Genomic DNA, 19,099 nt, shown 5'->3' with positions numbered 1-19,099 from the left:
GGGACAGCCGGCCCGGTTGTGTTGCGGACCGTCATGGCCTCGATGAGGCCGAGATTTGGGTGTCAGCGAATCCGCTTGGCGGCGGGTTCCGGCACCAGTTCGCCGTTGAGACGACGGTCGAGGTAATCCTCGCATTCGCCCATCAGCGTTTCCACCTGGCCATTGAAAAAGTGGTTGGCGTTGGTAACGGTGCGGTGGGTGATGAGGATGCCCTTCTGGGTCTTCAGCTTCTCGACCAGGCCGTTGACATCCTTTTCCGGCGCCACCTTGTCGGCCTCACCATTAATGATCAGGCCGGAAGAGGGGCAGGGCGCCAGGAAGGAGAAATCATAGGTGTTCGGCTGCGGCGCGATCGACATGAAGCCCTCGATCTCCGGCCGGCGCATCAGGAGCTGCATGCCGATCCAGGAGCCGAAGGAATAACCGGCGACCCAACAGGTCTTGGAATCAGGATGCAGGCTCTGCACCCAGTCGAGCGCCGAGGCGGCGTCCGAGAGTTCGCCGGCGCCGTGGTCGAATTCACCCTGGCTGCGGCCGATGCCACGGAAATTGAAGCGCAGCGTCGTGAACCCACGCTTCTGGAACATATAGAAGAGCTGGTAGACGATCTGATTGTTCATCGTGCCGCCGAACTGAGGATGCGGATGCAGAATGAGCGCGATGGGCGCGCTTTTTTCCTTGGAGGGCTGGTAGCGGCCTTCAAGACGGCCGGCTGGGCCGTTGAAAATAACTTCGGGCATTGGTACTCCGGGTTTTATTTCGCGTTCGCGCTGCGTTGGATGACAACATGACTTGACTAGTGTTGTCAGCTTTTCTAAAACGCAGTTTAGAACAATTCGAAACTTGCATGGCGATCCACGCATCGTGGAATGTGTCATAAGGCAAGCCCGGCGGAAATTTCAAGAAAAATGAGCCGCGGGTGCCGAAGCAAGCTCGTCAAGCGCAGGACTGAAGATCATGGCGCCGCCACGCCTTTATCTCGACTGGAATGCCACAGCGCCGCTGCACCCCGCGGCACGCGCGGCGATCATGCGCGCCATCGACATTTTCGGCAATCCAAATTCCGTTCACGGCGAAGGGCGTGCCGCCCGCGCTGCGATCGAAGGCGCACGACGCAAAGTGGCGGCACTGGTCGGCACCGACGCCGGCAATGTGGTCTTTACCAGCGGCGCGACTGAGGCCGCCAATCTGGTGCTGACGCCGGATTTCCGCATGGGCCGCACGCCGCTTCGGCTCGGCCAGCTTTATTTTTCGGCGATCGAGCATCCGGCGGTGCGCGAAGGCGGCCGCTTCGCCAGAGAGACGATGACGGAGATCCCGGTGACGGAAGCCGGCATCGTCGATCTCGATGCGCTCGGCCGCTTGCTCGAAGCGCATGACAAGGCTGCCGGCCTGCCGATGGTCGCTATCATGCTCGTCAACAATGAGACGGGCATCGTGCAGCCTGTCGAGGCAGCGGCAAAGATCGTCCATGCCCATGGTGGCCTCTTCGTCGTCGACGCCGTGCAGGCGGCCGGCCGCATCGCGCTCGATATAGAGAAGATCGGCGCCGACTTCATGATCGTTTCCTCGCACAAGATCGGCGGGCCGAAGGGGGCCGGCGCGCTCATTGCGCGCGGCGAGGCGCTGATGCCCAGGCCGCTGATCCAGGGCGGCGGACAGGAGCGGGGTCACCGCTCGGGGACACAGAATTCGCTGGCGCTGATCGGCTTCGGCGCGGCAGCAGAAGCGGCGGTCGACGAACTCGAGGCGCGCAATGCGGCAATCGGCGCGTTGCGCGAGCGGCTCGAAGCCGGCATGCGTCAGACGGCAGCCGACGTGATGATCCACGGCGAGGGTGGCGAGCGTGTCGCCAATACGATCTTCTTCACCCTGCCGGGGCTGAAGGCCGAGACCGGACAGATCGCCTTCGATCTCGAAGGCGTTGCACTTTCCGCAGGTTCGGCCTGCTCATCGGGCCGGCTTGGCGAAAGCCATGTGCTGACGGCGATGGGACGTGACGCCAAGCTCGGAGCGCTGCGCATTTCGCTCGGCTTTTCGACGACGGAAGAGGATATCGACAGGGCGATTGCGGCTTTCGCAAAGATCGCCAACCGACGCAGGTCGGCTGGCGAGGCGGCTTGCCCTGTGTCAAAACTTGCGGAAACGCAAATTTCTGCTTGCCAATCGGGCTGAAAAGTCCCTTTTGGCCCCTTACATAAAGGGCAAGACAATTGCCCAAACACTACAAGCTGCCGGACCTTGTATCCGGCGAGATTGGAGAATGAGATGGCTGCCGTGCAGGAAACAATCGACCAGGTCCGCCTGATCGATGTGGACCAGTACAAATACGGTTTCGAGACCGTCATCGAGATGGACAAGGCGCCGAAAGGCCTGTCCGAGGACATCATTCGTTTCATTTCGGCGAAGAAGCAGGAGCCTGAGTGGATGCTGGAATGGCGTCTCGAGGCCTATCGTCGCTGGCTGACGCTGGAAGAGCCGACCTGGGCGCGCGTCGACTATCCCAAGATCGATTTCAACGACATCTATTATTACGCCGCGCCGAAAAGCACGCCGGGTCCGAAGTCGCTTGACGAGGTCGATCCGGAGCTGTTGAAGGTATATGAGAAGCTCGGCATTCCGCTGCGTGAGCAGGAGATCCTTGCTGGTGTCGAGAGGCCGAAGATCGCCGTCGACGCCGTTTTCGACAGCGTCTCGGTCGTCACCACCTTCAAGGCAGAGCTGAAGAAGGCCGGCGTGATCTTCATGTCGATCTCGGAAGCCATCCGCGAATATCCGGAACTGGTGCAGAAGTACCTCGGCTCGGTCGTACCGACCACGGACAATTATTACGCGACGCTGAATTCGGCGGTCTTTACCGACGGTTCCTTCGTCTTCGTGCCGAAGGGCGTTCGCTGCCCGATGGAGCTGTCGACCTATTTCCGCATCAACGAGAAGGGCACCGGCCAGTTCGAGCGCACGCTGATCATTGCGGAAGAGGGCGCCTACGTCTCCTATCTCGAAGGCTGCACGGCGCCGCAGCGCGACGAAAACCAGCTGCATGCCGCCGTGGTCGAGCTGGTTGCGCTCGACGATGCCGAGATCAAATATTCGACGGTGCAGAACTGGTATCCCGGCGACAAGAACGGCAAGGGCGGCATCTACAACTTCGTCACCAAGCGCGGCGATTGCCGTGGCGACCGCTCGAAGATTTCCTGGACGCAGGTCGAGACCGGCTCGGCGATCACCTGGAAGTATCCGTCCTGCATCCTGCGCGGCGACGATAGCCGCGGCGAGTTCTACTCGATCGCCGTGTCCAACGGCCATCAGCAGATCGACAGTGGCACCAAGATGATCCATCTCGGCAAGAACACGTCGAGCCGCATCGTCTCCAAGGGCATCGCGGCCGGCGTTTCCAACAACACCTATCGCGGCCAGGTCTCGGCTCACCGCAAGGCATCGAATGCGCGCAACTTCACCCAGTGCGATTCGCTGCTGATCGGCGACAAGTGCGGCGCCCATACCGTGCCCTACATCGAGGCGAAGAATTCGACGGCGCAGTTCGAGCATGAGGCGACAACCTCGAAGATCTCCGAGGACCAGCTGTTCTACTGCCTGCAGCGCGGCATCCCGACCGAAGCGGCGATCGCACTGATCGTCAACGGCTTCGTCAAGGAAGTCCTGCAGGAACTGCCGATGGAATTTGCCATCGAGGCGCAGAAGCTGATCAGCATTTCGCTGGAAGGCTCTGTAGGCTGACATGAGCGAAGCGGACAAGAAGCGCATTCTTGAACGTCTGACGAATATGCGCGGGGAGATATTGGCGAAAATTCGCCCCCGCGAGCTAAGAAACGAGACCGAAACGCCGCCGGAGCAGCCTTATGTGTTTCTCCGGCAGCGCATGGAAAAACCGGGAATGATCTTTCAGGGGATCTCGGATTTTCTCGAATGGGTTGGGCTCGTAACGGTCGCGGTTTTCCGCGTCGTCCGCTTTTTTGCTCGATAGCGCCGAGCGCAACATGTCGATGTCCCTTAGATATTACGCGAGGCTCCTAGTGAGCTGCGCAGAGAAAAACGCAGGAACCAAAGATGCTTGAAATTAAGAACCTTCATGCCCGCATCGCCGAAGACGGCACCGAGATCATCCGTGGCCTGAACCTGACGGTGAAGGCCGGCGAAGTTGCCGCGATCATGGGGCCGAACGGCTCCGGCAAGTCGACGCTCTCCTATGTGCTGTCCGGCCGCAGCGACTACGAAGTCACCGAGGGTGATATTCTCTACAATGGCGAGAGCATTCTCGAGCTCGATCCGGCCGAACGCGCTGCCAAGGGCATCTTCCTCGCCTTCCAGTACCCGGTCGAAATTCCGGGCGTTGCCACCATGCAGTTCCTGAAGGTGGCGATGAACGAGCAGCGCAAAGCGCGTGGCGAGGACGAGCTGACGACGCCGGACTTCATGCGCCGGGTCAAGGATGCCGCCGGCAAGCTGCAGATCAATACCGAAATGCTGAAGCGGCCGCTGAATGTCGGCTTCTCCGGCGGCGAGAAGAAGCGGGCCGAAATCCTGCAGATGGCGCTGCTCGAGCCGAATCTCTGCGTGCTTGACGAAACCGATTCCGGCCTCGACATCGATGCGCTGAAGATCGTCGCCGACGGCGTCAACGCGTTGCGTTCGCCGGACCGCGCGGTCGTGGTCATCACCCACTACCAGCGCCTGCTCGACTATATCGTGCCGGATACCGTCCACGTGCTCTACAAGGGCCAGGTGATCAAGTCGGGCGACAAGACGCTGGCGCATGAGCTGGAAGCCAACGGCTATGCCGACATCATCGGCACGGCGGCCTGAGTTTCGGGTGGAAAGGATGATGTCCATGAACATGCAGACGACGAGCCGCCTGACTGCGGCCGAGACGGCGCTGATCGAGGCCTTCAATCAGCAGATCGGCGAACTGCCGGGCAATGGCACGGTGACGGCCCTGCGCGACCGGCTTCTCGACGACCTGAAGAAGGCCGGCCTGCCGACGCGCCGGATCGAAGCCTGGCATTATACCGACCTCAAGAATCTGCTGCGCACCGTTCCGCAGCAGGCGGGCGATGCCGGCTCGGAGGCTTTGGAGCCGCTCGTTGCTGATGCCACGGTGCTGGCGGTGATCCAAGGCCATTCCAACCAGAAGGCTACGGCCGACGGTCTTGGCGTTTCGGCCTATTCCGAACATCTGCTCGACGGCTCCGCCGCGGATGGCCTGGATGCGCTCGGCAGCGACGACGCGGTCGGCCGCATCAATGGCAGCTTCGTGCGCGATGGCTATGTCATCGACGTGCCTGCCGAGACCGAGCTTGAAAACCCGCTCGAAATCCAGTTCATCCATGCGGGCGGGCAGACGCATACTCGCTTGCCTGTGTCCTTCGGCGCCGGTGTCAAGGCGACGGTCATCGAGCGTCACCGCACGGTGACCGGCGATGCTGCGCTGGTGTCCCACGTCACCGACATCACGGTCGGCGAAGGCACGGAACTGACCTGGATCATCCTGCAGCAGCAGGGAGCCGACGATACGCATCTCGGCCAGATCCGCATCGATCTCGGCGCAGACGCCAAGCTCCGGCTTTTTGTCATCAATGCCGGCGGCAAGCTGGTGCGCCAGGAGCTGCATATCAAGGTGACAGGCGAGGGCGCCGACCTGACGCTGCGCGGCATCAATCTGCTCGGCGGCGACACGCATACCGACGTGACGATGGTACTCGGCCACGACGTGCCGAATACCGGGTCGACCGAAGTCATCCGCAACGTCGTCTTCGACCGTGCCAAGGGTGTCTTCCAGGGCATGATCCGGGTGGCGCCCGATGCGCAGAAGACCGATGCCAAGATGGCCTGCAACACGCTGCTGATGTCCGACGATGCCGAATTCTCGGTCAAGCCCGAGCTCGAAATCTTCGCCGACGACGTGCAGTGCGGCCACGGCGCCACGGTGACCGATATCGACGCCAACCATCTCTATTACATGATGGCGCGCGGCATTCCGGAGAACAAGGCGCGGGCGATGCTCGTCAACGCTTTCGTTGCCGAAATCGTCGAGGAACTGGAAGACGAAGCCCTGGTCGAGGCGCTGGAAGGCGTGATTTCGGCCTGGCTCGAAAAGCACGCCTGATCGGATATATCAATGGACAAGATAGTGCCGGCCAAGCCATACGACGTCGAAGCCATCCGCCGGGATTTTCCGATCCTAGCGGAGAAGGTGCATGGCAAGCCGCTGGTCTATCTCGACAACGGCGCGTCGGCGCAGAAGCCGCAGGTGGTGATCGACGCCATCTCGCATGCCTATAGCCATGAATATGCCAATGTGCATCGTGGCCTGCACTATCTCTCGAATGCGGCCACGGACGCCTATGAGGCAGCGCGCGAGAAGGTCCGCCGCTTCCTCAATGCGCCTTCGGTGAACGACATCGTCTTCACCAAGAATTCGACGGAAGCGATCAACACCGTCGCCTATGGCTGGGGCATGCCGAAGATTGGCGAAGGCGACGAGATCGTGCTTACGATCATGGAGCACCATTCCAACATCGTGCCCTGGCACTTCATCCGCGAGCGGCAGGGCGCCAAACTTGTCTGGGTGCCTGTCGACGACGAGGGCGCCTTCCATATTGAGGATTTCGAGAAGAGCCTGACGGAGCGCACCAAGCTCGTTGCCATCACCCATATGTCGAATGCGCTCGGCACAATCGTTCCCGTCAAGGAAGTCTGCCGGATCGCGCATGAGCGCGGCATTCCGGTGCTGATCGACGGCAGCCAGGGCGCCGTGCATCTGCCTGTTGACGTGCAGGATATCGATTGCGACTGGTACGTCATGACCGGCCACAAGCTCTACGGCCCGTCAGGCATCGGCGTGCTTTACGGCAAGAAGGAGCGGCTTTTCGAGATGCGCCCGTTCCAGGGCGGTGGAGAGATGATCTTCGAGGTCGCCGAGGATATGGTCACTTATAACGACCCGCCGCATCGCTTCGAGGCCGGCACGCCGCCGATCGTGCAGGCGATCGGGCTCGGTTATGCGCTCGACTACATGGAGAAGATCGGCCGCGAGGCGATCGCCCGGCATGAGGCCGATCTTGCCGCCTATGCGGTCGAGCGGCTGAAATCCGTCAATTCGCTGCGAGTCTTCGGGACGGCGCCCGACAAGGGCAGCATCTTTTCCTTCGAACTTGCCGGCATTCATGCCCACGACGTCTCGATGGTGATCGACCGGCAGGGTGTTGCAGTCAGGGCCGGCACGCATTGCGCCATGCCGCTCTTGAAACGCTTCGGCGTCACCTCCACATGCCGTGCATCCTTCGGCATGTACAATACCCGCGCCGAGGTCGATGCCCTGGCCGATGCGCTTGATTATGCGCGCAAGTTCTTTGCTTGAGGAGTGTCCGTGATGAGCCTGGACGAAAGCGAACAGAAGATCGACGTGCGCGAAGGCATCGTGCATTCCAGCATTCCGGCCGATGAGCTGGCGCGACTCAGCGACGACGTCATCAGCGCGCTGAAGACGGTCTACGATCCGGAAATTCCCGCCGACATCTTCGAGCTCGGTCTGATCTACAAGATCGACATCGAGGACGACCGGATGGTGAAAATCATGATGACGCTGACCGCCCCCGGCTGCCCGGTGGCCGGCGAGATGCCCGGGTGGGTCGAAAACGCCGTCGGCGCCGTCGAAGGCGTATCGGGCGTCGAGGTGGCAATGACCTTCGATCCGCCGTGGACGCCGGATCGCATGTCGGAGGAGGCGCAAGTCGCCGTCGGCTGGTACTGACATCCCGCGGTATTGATCCGTTTACTTCAGGGTACTACATTTGAGTCACGATGCGCCGGATCTTGACCCCGGTTGCGGAAGGAGAATGAGCCGATGGGCTTTGCAATCATGAGCATGACGGACGGGGCTGCGGCCCGCGTCAAGGCGATCGTCGAGAATTCGGGTGCTGATGCCAAGGGTGTCCGCGTCGGCATCAAAAAGGGCGGCTGCGCCGGGATGGAATATACCATCGACCTAGTGACCGAGCCCAATGCCAAGGACGACCTGATCGAGCGCGACGGTGCAAGAGTCTGGGTCGAGCCGTCGGCAGCCCTCTATCTGCTCGGCACCGAAATGGGCTTCGAGACGACGACGCTCCGCTCCGGCTTCACCTTCACCAATCCGAACCAGACATCGGCCTGCGGCTGCGGCGAATCCGTCGAGTTGAAGCCCGCCGATCTCGCAGCCCTTGCCGCCCAGCGCCAGGGCGAGCCGGCGCATTCCTGATAGCCGCGCCCTTCAGGCTGGCGGGAAATTCTCAGCCAGCCAATTCTCGATGAAATCCGGGTGTGCTCAGTCGCGCTTGATGCTCATCAGCATTTCCCACATGTCGGCGCCGGTCTCGAAGACCACGGCATTTGCCTTGTAGCTCTGCTCGGCTTCGATCAGGTCGGTGAGCTCCGTGGCCTGATCGACCTCTGACGTCGTCGGGCTGACGACGGCCTGTACGCCGCCTGACACAACGGATGTGAGGCTGGTGTTCAGCCTAGCATAGTCTGGCGTGCTGGTGTTTGCAATGTTGTTGGCAATCGCGCTAACCCGCGTCGCCTGTGCCCGCATTCCCGAAAGAGCAGTACTCGCAATATCCGATAGGCTCATCAGCCGTTTCCCCAGAACTGGATGGTAAGCTTGTAGCTGCGAGGCTTTAGGAAATGCTGAAGGCTTTGCGTTAGCAAAAGCCTTAGGTCAGGGCCTCGTGCCGTCGCCTCTGTTCGGGATCGGCACGGCACTTTATCCAGGATAAGCGGCAGTGGAGCCTGCGGCGGCGATAAGAGACGCCGCCACCAGGGCCGACATGGGCGATGCGGCGGCTGCAAATGCAAGCGCCGCAGCCAGGATGAGCAACTGGCCGATGATCAGCCGGCGTCGATTGACATGGTTCCCGAACGACCGCAACGGAGGCCATTCGCGTCCGTGACATAGCGCTTCATAACAAGTGTCGACGAAAGCTGATCCGTTGGCGGCCGCCTTCGCCAGACGACCAAATCTTCCGAGTTGAGGATCCTCAAGTGTCCGGATAGTGGTCATGACATTACCGCTTTCCAGCGGACGGTCAGCCGGTTATGCGGCGTTCCGGGTTGTTTCGAACAGGAACCAGGCGCGGCGTTCCGTCTCGTCGATCCAGACTTCGAGCAGGCTTGATGTGGCGACGTCGTTATGCTCGGCGCAGACCTCGTGCGCCTGCCTCATGAACGAGATGAGCTGCTGGTTGTCGTCTTTCAGTTCTGCGAGCATGTCGCGCGGCGTGACGAAATCGGCGTCATTGTCGAGAAGGCGCTGCAGCCGGCCGATATGACCGATCGAGCGAATCGTCATGCCGCCGATCTTGCGGGCGCGCTCGGCGATCGCATCGGTCATCGCGAAAATCTGGTCGCCCTGTTCGTCGAGCAGGAGGTGATAATCGCGAAAATGCGGGCCGCTCATATGCCAATGGAAGTTCTTGGTCTTGAGATAGAGGGCAAAGGTATCGGCAAGCAGCGCTGCCAGCGGGCCCGAGATGTCGGCGGTCGCGTTGGAGGCAAGGTCGGACGGAGTGGCAAGCGACGCCTTGCGACGGTTTTCGAGTTCGATACGGTCCATGGCTGTTCTCCCTGGCTGGGGATTTCGGGAATGAGCGATCTGGCTGCGCGGCCGTCAATTTGGCGTTCCTGCTTCGCTGGCCTTGAAAGAACCGTAGAGCAGGTTTGGAAAGCAGGACATTCAATGCTGGTGTAGCCGGACCTATCCTTCTGTTTAGGTCTCAGCGGGCACCACGAGCTTGGGCAATATGGTATCAACAAGATCCCCCATACCTATGTATAGTTTCGTGGTCTGCTGCCGGGACGTAAGGTCTGGCTGTCTCTCGGAAGTGACTTCCATGTGGAGACCGGCATCGCGAATGTGCCGATAGACATCGGCATGTCCCCTCCCGCGCCGAGTCTCGTGGATCCCATGATCCGCCAGGACCGCTCCGCCCCCTCGGAGCGGTCCGATCTTTTAAAAGGATGTCCGCGCCATCTATCGCATGGCATCCCTTTGCATTGATAATAGGCGCTGGCCCTCGGACGGATTTGTGGAGCAGGTGATGACCAAGAAGCGGCCGAAAGGCATCGAGAAATACACGGCCCCTGCCGGCGGTTGGGGTGCACTCAAAGCCGTCGCCGAAACCCTTGCGCGCCAGCAGGTCATTGCGCAGGGGGCTGCGACGCTGCTGAAAGCCAATCAGCCCGAGGGGTTCGATTGTCCGGGCTGCGCCTGGCCCGATCCCAAACATACGAGTTCATTCGAGTTCTGTGAAAACGGCGCCAAGGCGATCACCTGGGAATCCACGGCGAAACGGGCCGGGCCTGACTTTTTCGCAGGGCATACGGTCGCCGAACTGTGGCAATGGAACGACCATCAGCTGGAAGACCAGGGCCGCCTGACGCACCCGCTGGTCTATGATCACGCCAGCGACCGCTACCTGCCGATCGGCTGGGAGGAAGCCTTCACGCTGATCGGCGCCGAACTGCGCAAACTGCCCGATCCTGACATGGCCGAATTCTACACATCGGGACGCGCCTCGAACGAGGCGGCATTCCTGTTCCAGCTTTTTGTCAGGGCCTACGGCACCAACAATTTTCCCGACTGCTCGAACATGTGCCATGAGGCGACCAGCGTCGGTCTGCCCGACTCGATCGGGGTCGGGAAGGGCACGGTGACCTTGGAAGATTTCGATCATGCCGATGCGATCTTCAGCTTCGGCCACAATCCCGGCACCAACCACCCGCGGATGATGACCACTCTGCATGATGCCGCGAGGCGCGGCGTCCCGATCGTGGTCTTCAATCCCCTGAAAGAACGCGCGCTCGAGAAATTTGCGGCACCGCAGAACCCGGTGGAAATGGCGACGATGTCTTCGACGCCGATCGCATCTGCTTATCATCAGCTGCGCACCGGAGGGGATCTCGCTGCCCTCAAGGGCCTGATGAAGCGGATATTCGAGCGCGACGATGCCGATATCGCGGCAGGCGGCAAAGGCTTTCTCGACCGGGAATTCATCGAAGCCCACACGATCGGACTGGAGGCTCTTAAGGCCGATATTGCAAAGACGGAGTGGGCGTCGATCCTGAAGAGATCGGGATTGACGCTCGAGGCGCTCGACAGCGCCGTTGATGTCTATCTCAACGCCCGCAACGTCATCCTCTGCTATGGCATGGGCATCACCCAGCACAGCCACGGCACTGCCAATGTCCAGCAGCTTGCCAATTTCCTGATGTTGCGGGGAAATATCGGCCGCCAGGGCGCCGGTATCTGCCCGCTGCGGGGGCATTCGAACGTTCAGGGCGACCGGACCGTCGGAATCACCGAGATCCCCAACATGGCGCTTCTCGACGGCATGGAGAAGGCCTTTGGCTTTCGCCCGCCGGAGGAGAAGGGCCATAACGCCGTCGAGGCCATCGAGGCGATCATCGAAGGCCGGTCGAAGGCGCTGGTCTGCCTCGGCGGCAATCTCGCCGTCGCCATATCCGATCCGGAGGCGACATTCGCCGGCATGCGCAAGCTCGACCTTGCCGTCCATCTGGCGACAAAGCACAACCGCTCGCACCTGCTGATCGCCCGAACCTCCATCATCCTTCCCGTTCTCGGCCGCACCGACCAGGATATTCAGACGACGGGACCACAATCGGTGACCGTCGAGGATTCCATGTCGATGGTGCACGCCTCGCGCGGCTTCCTGAAACCACCAGGCGAAGAGCTGAGATCCGAACCGGCGATCATCGCCGGCATCGCCAAGGCAACGCTCGGCGTCAAATACGGTATCGATTGGGACGGGATGATCAGCGATTACAATCGCATTCGGGAAAAGATCGAAGTGGTCTTTCCCGATTTCCATGATTTCAACACACGGGTCAGGAAACCCGGCGGCTTCCGGCTTACAGTGGCGGCCTCCGACCGGCAATGGCGCACGCCCTCAGGAAAAGCACAGTTCCTCATCGCGCCTGGGCTGGAGGAAGATCCGCGCCTTGCAGACGCAGACACACTGGTTCTGACAACGCTGCGCAGTCACGACCAGTACAACACGACAATCTATAGCCTTGACGACCGCTATCGTGGCGTCTTCGGCCGCCGTGACGTGATCTTCATGAACAGCGGGGATCTCTTCGCACGCGGCCTCGCCGATGGCGATAAGGTTGATATCGAGTCGGTCGCTGAAACCAGCAGCAGGGCGGTCAGAGGCTTCACCGCAGTGGCCTACGACATCCCTGTTGGCTCCATCGCCGGATATTATCCCGAGATGAACAGGGTCATCGCGCTTGGCGATTACGACCGGAAATCGGGAACGCCTGCCTACAAAGGCGTGCCGGTGAAGGTGCAGAAGTCCGCGTGAGGACGGGGCGCGGAGCCATTGCAAGCTTCGGCTATCGCGACGCCACCCAGTCGTGCCAATCGCTTTCATTGCCGTTGAACACGTTGAGGTCGATCTTGCCGTCAACGCCATCGGAAAGGCCGGAGCCGGAATATTGCCAGAACAGCCACTTGCGACCCGGATAGACCTTGGAGGGGTGAGCGGCCACAGAGCGCAACCAGAAGGGGTAGTCGAGCAGTTGGCCCTTCAAATTGTCGCGGTAGAAGTCCGGCGCCGTGTAGATGATCGGGCGCTGGCCGTAATAGCGCTCCAGCTTGTCCATGAAGACCTGCATCTTTTCCCGGACACGTGCAGGCGAGATGCGCCTCTTGCAGCTCGATTCGCCGTTCCATTCGACGTCGATGACGGGCGGAAGAGCGTTGGCTTCCCTTGGCACGTTGCGGATGAACCAGTCGGCCTGCTCGCCTGCCGTCCGGCACCAATAGAAGAAGTGATAGGCGCCGTGTTTCAGGCCGGCTTCCTTGGCGCGGCGCCAGTTTTTCTTGAACATCGGATCAAGGTGATCGCCGCCGTCCGTGGCTTTGATGTAGACGAAATTGGCGCCTTGCCTCCGCAACGTTTCCCAGTCGATCTCGCCCTGCCAACGCGAGACATCGACGCCATGCACGGCAAGCTTTCTCGGCGAGGTGGAGCCGAAGTTGATCGGCTTGGCATCGCGGAAGCGGTGGCCGTAAATTTGGCCGCGTGTCGGCGATCTCGTGCCGACATCGGGCATTGCATTGCCGGCGGGATTGGCCGGCATCAGCAGCGCGACCGGTTTATCTGTCGGCAGCGGCATGCCAACCGGCCTGTCGGCGGGCACGAGCGCCTGCGGCTCCGGAACCTCTCCCGCCCAGCGCAACGCTTGCTGCGGCGGGCTTGCCTGCGGCGCAGGATCGCCCACGGCAGCGGCAGGAATCGGGCCGCTTGGCTGGGCGATGGCATTGGTCGTTTCCGACGACGGCACGTTGCCCAGCACATCTTCGGCGCCAGAACTGGCGGCGCATCCCGACAGGATCAGGGCGGCGAGGAGGATTGCTGGCACTGCCGATGTACGCATAAGAACCTGCACGCAGAACAAGGGATCGACGGAGATCCATGTTGATGGAAGCCGCCTTTCTGAATTGCTAACAGAGACTTGCTAAGAAAGGTTAAATTTGATCCTTGCGCACCAAAAGCATGCAGACCCTCCCAACCTGGGGAAGGAGCTTTGCCTAACGCTGCTACTCAGCCGCCTCTGCGTAGCTTTCCACCGGCGGGCAGGTGCAGATCAGGTTGCGATCGCCATAGACGTTGTCGACGCGGTTGACCGGCGACCAGTATTTGTCGACACGGAAGGCGCCGGGTGGAAAGCAGGCCTGTTCGCGGCTCCCAATCGCCGACAAGTTCTTCCACCTTGCGCGCGGAAACCCTCCATGTCGATGTCCCCAACCGTCATCTGAGACAGCCGTGCCGCAATGGTACGACAGCCTCAGCGACTGGCTCTCATACCCGCAATCAGAATATCGATGAGTTGCCTTGCCGCATCCCGCCAGGCGGGGCCACTGCTGATGCTCGCGCCGCCGGCCAGGGCGCGCAGGATATCGAGCGGGTCCATCGCCAGACGGATTTCACCAGTGGCGACTGCGCGATCCACCAGCAGATTGACGGCACCTATGATCAAATCGGCAGAATCGGCATAGAGCTCGGAGGTGCCGCCGACCAAAGAATCCAGCACTTCGGACATGCCGTGTTTCGTCACGACATAGTCGACGAACTGCACCAGCCACAGGCGAAGCGCTTCGACAGGCGGATGTGTCTCGGCAAGGCTTTTGGCGGCAGCGGCAAGCTGCGCCGTCTCGTTGCGGTAGATGGCGGAAACCAGTGCGTCGCGGGTCGGGAAATGGCGATAGAGCGTGCCGATGCCGACGCCGGCGATGCGGGCGATTTCCTCCAGGCTGGCGCTGGAACCCTTGTCGGCAAAGACGGTCTTTGCCGTCTCCATCAGCAGAAGACGATTGCGTTCGGCATCCGCACGCGGCTTTCGGGCGGTGGGCTCGTCGCTTTTTTCGGCCATTTCCGAGAGGCCCCTTGATAAGCGGAGGTACCCTCCATATTTATCTGGAGGCATCCTCCTTTTATTTCATTTGAGGCCGGCGGGCAATGGTCCACCAGCCTGGAGCGGTGCGTCCATGATCAAGGAGATAATCATGAGTGGACTTTTTGGCGCGACATCGACCACCGATGAGGTGCTCGCCGGCGTCGATCTCAAGGGCAAGCGTGTTCTGGTGACGGGTGTTTCGGCCGGCCTCGGCGTGGAAACCGCGCGTGTGTTGGCAGCCCATGGAGCGCAGGTGACGGGTACGGCACGTGACCTTGCAAAGGCGAGGGCGGCAACGGAAGTCGTGCGTGCCGGTGCGGCCAATGGCGGCAGCCTTGATATCGTCGAGCTTGATCTTGCCTCTCTGGCAAGCGTGCGCGCCTGTGCCGATGCGCTCATTTCGGATGGCCGGCCCTTCGATGTCGTCATTGCCAATGCCGGCGTGATGGCCGCTCCCTTCGGCCGCACCGCCGATGGCTTCGAAACGCAGTTCGGCACCAACCATCTCGGTCATTTCGTGCTGGTCAACAGCATCGCACCGCTCGTCAAATCGGGCGGCCGAGTGGTGATCGTCGCATCCTCGGGCCATCGCATGGCACCTTTCAGCCTCGATGACCTCAATTTCGAGAGCAAGACCTATGAGCCCTGGGCGGCCTATGCCCAGTCGAAAACCGCAAATATCCTGTTCGCGGTGGAACTCGACCGGCGCCTCAAGGAGCGCGGCATCCGTGCAACGGCACTGCATCCCGGCGGCATCCAGACCGAGCTCGACCGTCATCTCGACCCTGACATGATTGAAGGCATGATAACGCAGATCAACGCAGCACTCTCCGCCGAGGGCAAGCCGCCTTTCCAGTGGAAGACGATTCCTCAGGGTGCGGCTACCTCCGTCTGGGCAGGTTTCGTCGCCCCTGCAGACGCGGTCGGTGGCAGATATTGCGAGAATTGCCACGTCTCCGAAGTGACGGATGCGGAGATCAGCCCGATTTCCGAAGGCGTGCGTACCTACGCGCTCGATCCCGAGACGGCCAGGGGATTGTGGACGAAAAGCGAGCATATGGTCGGCGAGCGCTTCTAGAGCATGATGCCGAAAAGTGTAAGCGGTTTTCGGACGACATCATGCTCTAACTATATAATGTAGAACAGGATTCAGATTTTAGGCCGACCCGGCCTAAAATCATCCTGTTCTAGCCCGCAAACCGGCACGCTTCGACGCTGATAGAGAGCAGGGGAACTGGGAAACTGGTGCCCCTGCCGAGGAATTGAACCTGGATCGGCTAACAAGACAGGTTAGCCGCACATTTCTATCAGAATTAGGAAAGCCCCTCCCTTGATGGAAGGGGCTCAGATTGCTGGGCCCGTCGCTACAGCGTCAGGCTTGACCGCTATTCGGCGGCCTCTGCGTAGCTTTCCACCGGCGGGCAGGTGCAGATCAGGTTGCGGTCGCCATAGACATTGTCGACGCGGTTGACCGGCGACCAGTATTTGTCGACGCGGAAGGCACCGGGCGGGAAGCAGGCTTGTTCGCGTGAGTAGGGGCGGTCCCATTCGCCGACGAGGTCTTCCACCGTGTGCGGAGCGTTCTTCAGCGGGTTGTTCACCTTGTCCATGCGGCCATCCTCGATGGCGCGGGCTTCCTCGCGGATCGCCAGCATCGCCTCGCAGAAACGGTCGAGTTCGGCCTTGGTCTCGCTTTCCGTCGGCTCGATCATCAGCGTGCCGGCGACCGGCCAGCTCATGGTCGGCGCATGGAAGCCGCAGTCGATCAGCCGCTTGGCGACGTCGTCGACGGTCACACCCGAGCTGTCGACCAGCGGACGGGTGTCGATGATGCATTCATGCGCGACGCGGCCGGCAGACGACTTGTAGAGCACGTCATAGGCGCCCTTCAGCCGGGTGGCGATATAGTTGGCGCTGAGGATCGCCACCTTGGTCGCCTGCGTCAGGCCTTCGCCGCCCATCATCAGGCAATAGCTCCAGGAGATCGGCAGGATCGAGGCGGAGCCGAAGGCGGCGGCCGAGACCGCACCCGGACGGCCGTCGGTTTCGGGATGGCCGGGCAGGTAGGGGGCCAGATGCGCCTTGACGCCGATCGGGCCCATGCCGGGTCCGCCGCCGCCATGCGGAATGCAGAAGGTCTTGTGCAGATTGAGATGCGAAACGTCGGAGCCGATGTCACCGGGGCGGGATAGGCCGACCATGGCGTTCATGTTGGCGCCGTCGAGATAGACCTGGCCGCCATGCTCGTGCACGAGGTCGCAGATTTCCTTGACGGTCTCCTCGAAGACGCCGTGCGTCGAAGGGTAGGTGATCATGCAGCAGGAGAGGTTTGCCGCATGCTGCTCAGCCTTGGCGCGGAAATCGTCGAGATCGATATCGCCATTTTCGCGCACCTTGACGACGACGACCTTCATGCCGACCATCTGAGCCGAGGCCGGGTTGGTGCCATGCGCAGAGGTCGGGATCAGGCAGACGTCGCGATGGCCGTCGCCATTGGCGATATGATAGTTGCGGATCGTCAGCAGGCCGGCATATTCGCCCTGCGCGCCGGAATTCGGCTGCATGGAGAAGGCGTCGTAGCCGGTGACGGCGCAGAGCTTTTCGATCAGGTCGTCGATCATCTCGCGGTAGCCGAGCGCCTGGTCGGCCGGCACGAAGGGATGGATGTCGGAAAATTCCGGCCAGGTGATCGGCAGCATTTCCGCCGTCGCATTGAGCTTCATCGTGCAGGAACCGAGCGGGATCATCGAGCGGTCGAGCGCCAGATCCCGGTCGGAGAGCCGGCGGATGTAACGCGTCATCTCGCTTTCGGCGCGGTTCATGTGAAAGATCGGATGGGTGAGGTAATCACTGGTGCGGAGCAAGCCCTTCGGCAGGCGGTAGGAAGGCTCGAAATCGGCAATGGTAAAATTGCCGCCGAAGGCGCGCCAGACGGCTTCGAGCGTCGCCGGCCGGGTGCGTTCGTCGAGGCTCATGCCGATTTTGGTTTCGCCGACCTTGCGCAGATTGACGCCTTCGGCGACGGCGGCACGCAGGATGAGACCCTGCATATGGCCGACATCGACGGTGATCGTGTCGAAGAAGGTCTCGGGTTCGACCTTATAACCGAGCTTTTCCAGGCCCTTGGCCATCAGCACGGCCTTCTGGTGCACCTGCTGGGCGATCGCCTTGATACCCTTCGGGCCGTGGAAGACGGCGTACATCGAGGCCATCACGGCAAGCAGTACCTGGGCGGTGCAGATGTTCGACGTCGCCTTTTCGCGGCGGATATGCTGTTCGCGGGTCTGCAGCGACAGGCGATAGGCGCGGTTGCCGCGGGCATCGACGGAAACGCCGACGAGGCGGCCGGGCATGGAACGCTTGATGGCATCCTTGACCGACATATAGGCCGCATGCGGGCCGCCGTAGCCGACCGGCACACCGAAGCGCTGCGAGGATCCGACGGCGATATCGGCACCCATTTCGCCGGGCGATTTCAGCAGCGTCAGCGCCAGGATATCGGCGGCGACGATCGCTATGGCGCCGGTCTGGTGCAGGCGCGAGATCAGGCCGGTAAAATCATGCACGTGACCGTGCGTGCCGGGATATTGGAAGATCGCGCCGAAGACGTCGACGGGATCGAGATCGGTGAAGGGATTGCCGACGATGACGCTCCAGCCGAGCGGCTCGGCGCGGGTGCGGATCAGGGCAATGGTCTGCGGATGGCAGTCGGCATCGACGAAGAAGGCCTTCGCCTTCGACTTGGCGACGCGCTCGGCAATCGCCATGCCTTCGGCGGCGGCGGTCGCCTCGTCAAGCAACGAGGCGTTGGCGACGTCGAGGCCGGTGAGGTCGCAGACCATCGTCTGGTAGTTCAGCAGCGCTTCCAGGCGGCCCTGGCTGATCTCCGGCTGGTAAGGCGTATAGGCGGTGTACCAGGCCGGGTTTTCCAGGATGTTGCGCTGGATGACCGGCGGCGTGATCGTGCCGTAATAACCCTGGCCGATCAGCGAGACCAGCACCTTGTTCTTGTTGGCGGTCTCGCGCAGCTTGTCGAGCGCCTCGCGCTCGGTCATCGGCGCGCCCCAGACGAGCGGCGCCTTCTGGCGGATCGAGGGCGGCAGCGTCGCGTCGATCAGGCCGTCGAGGCTGTTATAACCGATCACCTTCAGCATGTCGGTCATCTCGGCCGGCGAGGGGCCGATATGGCGGCGATTGGCGAAATCGTAGGGCTGATAGTCGGTGAACTGGAATTCTGTCGGCGTCGTCATTACGCAGTGAGCTCCTTGTAGGCCGCCTCGTCGAGCAGGCCATCGGCGTCGGCAGCATTTGCAAGCTTCAGCTTGAAGAACCAGCCGGCGCCATGAGGATCGGAATTGACCAGCGATGGATCTGCAACGATGGCCGGATTGACCTCGGTGATCTCGCCATCCAGCGGACAATAGACGTCGGAAGCAGCCTTGACCGATTCAACGGTCGCGGCATTGCCGTTCTTGGAGAAGGTCGCGCCGACTTCCGGCAGTTCGACGAAAACCAAGTCGCCGAGCTGATCGACGGCATAAGTGGTGATGCCGACCGTCGCAACGCCGCCTTCGATCTTCAGCCATTCGTGTTCTTCGGTAAATTTCAGCATGGTTGGTCC

At 61.3% G+C, this 19,099-nt stretch carries 19 protein-coding genes; 10 read left to right on the top strand and 9 right to left on the bottom strand.

The features are described 5' to 3' along the window. Positions 1 to 62: 62 nt before the first annotated feature. The gene (locus tag AC2444_RS10700) at positions 63 to 740 is read right to left on the bottom strand and encodes an alpha/beta hydrolase (protein WP_012757602.1); all 678 of its coding nucleotides are present in this window, start codon (positions 738 to 740) and stop codon (positions 63 to 65) included. A gap of 217 nt (positions 741 to 957) precedes the next feature. Between AC2444_RS10700 and AC2444_RS10695 the strand changes: the two genes are divergently transcribed. The 8 genes from AC2444_RS10695 (at position 958) to sufA (ending at position 8,257) form a co-directional block, all read left to right on the top strand. Continuing rightward, a complete protein-coding gene (locus AC2444_RS10695; protein WP_128449862.1) occupies positions 958 to 2,175 on the top strand; it encodes a cysteine desulfurase family protein in 1,218 nt (405 codons plus the stop codon). 93 nt (positions 2,176 to 2,268) lie between these two features. Further along, complete coding sequence (sufB, locus tag AC2444_RS10690) at positions 2,269 to 3,738, top strand: Fe-S cluster assembly protein SufB (RefSeq protein ID WP_012757600.1); 1,470 nt, start codon at positions 2,269 to 2,271, stop codon at positions 3,736 to 3,738. Position 3,739: 1 nt separating this feature from the next. Then, positions 3,740 to 3,985, top strand: coding sequence for a hypothetical protein (locus AC2444_RS10685; protein ID WP_012757599.1), 246 nt, complete (start codon positions 3,740 to 3,742; stop codon positions 3,983 to 3,985). An 83-nt stretch (positions 3,986 to 4,068) separates the two neighbouring features. Beyond that, a complete protein-coding gene (gene sufC / locus AC2444_RS10680; protein ID WP_012757598.1) occupies positions 4,069 to 4,824 on the top strand; it encodes a Fe-S cluster assembly ATPase SufC in 756 nt (251 codons plus the stop codon). Between the two features lie 25 nt (positions 4,825 to 4,849). Continuing rightward, entirely contained in the window at positions 4,850 to 6,124 is a 1,275-nt protein-coding gene (gene sufD / locus AC2444_RS10675; RefSeq protein WP_012757597.1) for a Fe-S cluster assembly protein SufD, read from the top strand. Positions 6,125 to 6,136: 12 nt separating this feature from the next. Beyond that, positions 6,137 to 7,378 (top strand): cysteine desulfurase, encoded by a 1,242-nt coding sequence (locus tag AC2444_RS10670; protein ID WP_012757596.1) that lies wholly within the window; start codon positions 6,137 to 6,139, stop codon positions 7,376 to 7,378. Positions 7,379 to 7,390: 12 nt separating this feature from the next. Beyond that, the gene (locus AC2444_RS10665) at positions 7,391 to 7,771 is read left to right on the top strand and encodes an SUF system Fe-S cluster assembly protein (RefSeq protein WP_003559708.1); all 381 of its coding nucleotides are present in this window, start codon (positions 7,391 to 7,393) and stop codon (positions 7,769 to 7,771) included. 93 nt (positions 7,772 to 7,864) lie between these two features. Then, positions 7,865 to 8,257, top strand: coding sequence for a Fe-S cluster assembly scaffold SufA (gene sufA / locus AC2444_RS10660; RefSeq protein ID WP_012757595.1), 393 nt, complete (start codon positions 7,865 to 7,867; stop codon positions 8,255 to 8,257). A 66-nt stretch (positions 8,258 to 8,323) separates the two neighbouring features. Here the strand turns inward: sufA and AC2444_RS10655 are convergent, their stop codons facing one another. The 3 genes from AC2444_RS10655 to AC2444_RS10645 all read right to left on the bottom strand — a co-directional run bounded on the left by AC2444_RS10655 (position 8,324) and on the right by AC2444_RS10645 (position 9,610). Next, positions 8,324 to 8,629: a flagellar basal body rod protein FlgC gene (locus tag AC2444_RS10655; RefSeq protein WP_012757594.1), complete on the bottom strand. Its 306-nt coding sequence runs from the start codon at positions 8,627 to 8,629 to the stop codon at positions 8,324 to 8,326. A gap of 132 nt (positions 8,630 to 8,761) precedes the next feature. Continuing rightward, the gene (locus AC2444_RS10650) at positions 8,762 to 9,058 is read right to left on the bottom strand and encodes a hypothetical protein (RefSeq protein ID WP_128439320.1); all 297 of its coding nucleotides are present in this window, start codon (positions 9,056 to 9,058) and stop codon (positions 8,762 to 8,764) included. A gap of 33 nt (positions 9,059 to 9,091) precedes the next feature. After that, positions 9,092 to 9,610 carry a Dps family protein gene (locus AC2444_RS10645; RefSeq protein ID WP_012757593.1) on the bottom strand — a complete coding sequence of 173 codons (519 nt, stop codon included), beginning with the start codon at positions 9,608 to 9,610 and terminating at the stop codon, positions 9,092 to 9,094. 484 nt (positions 9,611 to 10,094) lie between these two features. Here AC2444_RS10645 and AC2444_RS10640 point away from each other — a divergent pair, with 484 nt between their 5' ends. Beyond that, entirely contained in the window at positions 10,095 to 12,380 is a 2,286-nt protein-coding gene (locus tag AC2444_RS10640; protein WP_128449863.1) for an FdhF/YdeP family oxidoreductase, read from the top strand. A gap of 31 nt (positions 12,381 to 12,411) precedes the next feature. Here the strand turns inward: AC2444_RS10640 and AC2444_RS10635 are convergent, their stop codons facing one another. The 3 genes from AC2444_RS10635 to AC2444_RS10625 all read right to left on the bottom strand — a co-directional run bounded on the left by AC2444_RS10635 (position 12,412) and on the right by AC2444_RS10625 (position 14,454). Further along, on the bottom strand, positions 12,412 to 13,458 hold the full coding sequence (locus AC2444_RS10635) for a glycoside hydrolase family 25 protein (protein ID WP_012757591.1): 1,047 nt from the start codon (positions 13,456 to 13,458) through the stop codon (positions 12,412 to 12,414). Positions 13,459 to 13,621: 163 nt separating this feature from the next. After that, positions 13,622 to 13,783: a hypothetical protein gene (locus AC2444_RS10630; RefSeq protein WP_162770400.1), complete on the bottom strand. Its 162-nt coding sequence runs from the start codon at positions 13,781 to 13,783 to the stop codon at positions 13,622 to 13,624. An 86-nt stretch (positions 13,784 to 13,869) separates the two neighbouring features. Further along, complete coding sequence (locus AC2444_RS10625) at positions 13,870 to 14,454, bottom strand: TetR/AcrR family transcriptional regulator (RefSeq protein ID WP_012757590.1); 585 nt, start codon at positions 14,452 to 14,454, stop codon at positions 13,870 to 13,872. Positions 14,455 to 14,587: 133 nt separating this feature from the next. Between AC2444_RS10625 and AC2444_RS10620 the strand changes: the two genes are divergently transcribed. Continuing rightward, positions 14,588 to 15,556 (top strand): SDR family NAD(P)-dependent oxidoreductase, encoded by a 969-nt coding sequence (locus AC2444_RS10620; RefSeq protein ID WP_012757589.1) that lies wholly within the window; start codon positions 14,588 to 14,590, stop codon positions 15,554 to 15,556. A gap of 307 nt (positions 15,557 to 15,863) precedes the next feature. Here the strand turns inward: AC2444_RS10620 and gcvP are convergent, their stop codons facing one another. Both gcvP and gcvH read right to left on the bottom strand, forming a co-directional pair. Then, the gene (gene gcvP, locus AC2444_RS10615; RefSeq protein WP_012757588.1) at positions 15,864 to 18,728 is read right to left on the bottom strand and encodes an aminomethyl-transferring glycine dehydrogenase; all 2,865 of its coding nucleotides are present in this window, start codon (positions 18,726 to 18,728) and stop codon (positions 15,864 to 15,866) included. Beyond that, a complete protein-coding gene (gene gcvH, locus AC2444_RS10610) occupies positions 18,728 to 19,090 on the bottom strand; it encodes a glycine cleavage system protein GcvH (protein ID WP_012757587.1) in 363 nt (120 codons plus the stop codon). Before gcvH ends, gcvP begins: the two co-directional genes overlap by 1 nt. Between the last annotated feature and the right edge of the window lie 9 nt (positions 19,091 to 19,099).

This window comes from Rhizobium sp. WSM1328 (assembly GCF_057653715.1).
Note: the sequence above shows the minus strand (reverse complement) of the source record. Positions and strands in the feature narration are given on the sequence as shown.

Coding starts and splice junctions, on each gene's coding strand:
- AC2444_RS10625 (WP_012757590.1), bottom strand. CDS start 14,454: ATGGCCGAAAAAAGCGACGAGCCCACCGCCCGAAAGCCGCGTGCGGAT.
- AC2444_RS10640 (WP_128449863.1), top strand. CDS start 10,095: ATGACCAAGAAGCGGCCGAAAGGCATCGAGAAATACACGGCCCCTGCC.
- gcvP (WP_012757588.1), bottom strand. CDS start 18,728: ATGACGACGCCGACAGAATTCCAGTTCACCGACTATCAGCCCTACGAT.
- AC2444_RS10670 (WP_012757596.1), top strand. CDS start 6,137: ATGGACAAGATAGTGCCGGCCAAGCCATACGACGTCGAAGCCATCCGC.
- AC2444_RS10650 (WP_128439320.1), bottom strand. CDS start 9,058: ATGACCACTATCCGGACACTTGAGGATCCTCAACTCGGAAGATTTGGT.
- sufA (WP_012757595.1), top strand. CDS start 7,865: ATGGGCTTTGCAATCATGAGCATGACGGACGGGGCTGCGGCCCGCGTC.
- AC2444_RS10655 (WP_012757594.1), bottom strand. CDS start 8,629: ATGAGCCTATCGGATATTGCGAGTACTGCTCTTTCGGGAATGCGGGCA.
- AC2444_RS10645 (WP_012757593.1), bottom strand. CDS start 9,610: ATGGACCGTATCGAACTCGAAAACCGTCGCAAGGCGTCGCTTGCCACT.
- AC2444_RS10665 (WP_003559708.1), top strand. CDS start 7,391: ATGAGCCTGGACGAAAGCGAACAGAAGATCGACGTGCGCGAAGGCATC.
- sufD (WP_012757597.1), top strand. CDS start 4,850: ATGAACATGCAGACGACGAGCCGCCTGACTGCGGCCGAGACGGCGCTG.
- AC2444_RS10685 (WP_012757599.1), top strand. CDS start 3,740: ATGAGCGAAGCGGACAAGAAGCGCATTCTTGAACGTCTGACGAATATG.
- AC2444_RS10700 (WP_012757602.1), bottom strand. CDS start 740: ATGCCCGAAGTTATTTTCAACGGCCCAGCCGGCCGTCTTGAAGGCCGC.
- AC2444_RS10635 (WP_012757591.1), bottom strand. CDS start 13,458: ATGCGTACATCGGCAGTGCCAGCAATCCTCCTCGCCGCCCTGATCCTG.
- sufC (WP_012757598.1), top strand. CDS start 4,069: ATGCTTGAAATTAAGAACCTTCATGCCCGCATCGCCGAAGACGGCACC.
- AC2444_RS10695 (WP_128449862.1), top strand. CDS start 958: ATGGCGCCGCCACGCCTTTATCTCGACTGGAATGCCACAGCGCCGCTG.
- AC2444_RS10620 (WP_012757589.1), top strand. CDS start 14,588: ATGAGTGGACTTTTTGGCGCGACATCGACCACCGATGAGGTGCTCGCC.
- sufB (WP_012757600.1), top strand. CDS start 2,269: ATGGCTGCCGTGCAGGAAACAATCGACCAGGTCCGCCTGATCGATGTG.
- gcvH (WP_012757587.1), bottom strand. CDS start 19,090: ATGCTGAAATTTACCGAAGAACACGAATGGCTGAAGATCGAAGGCGGC.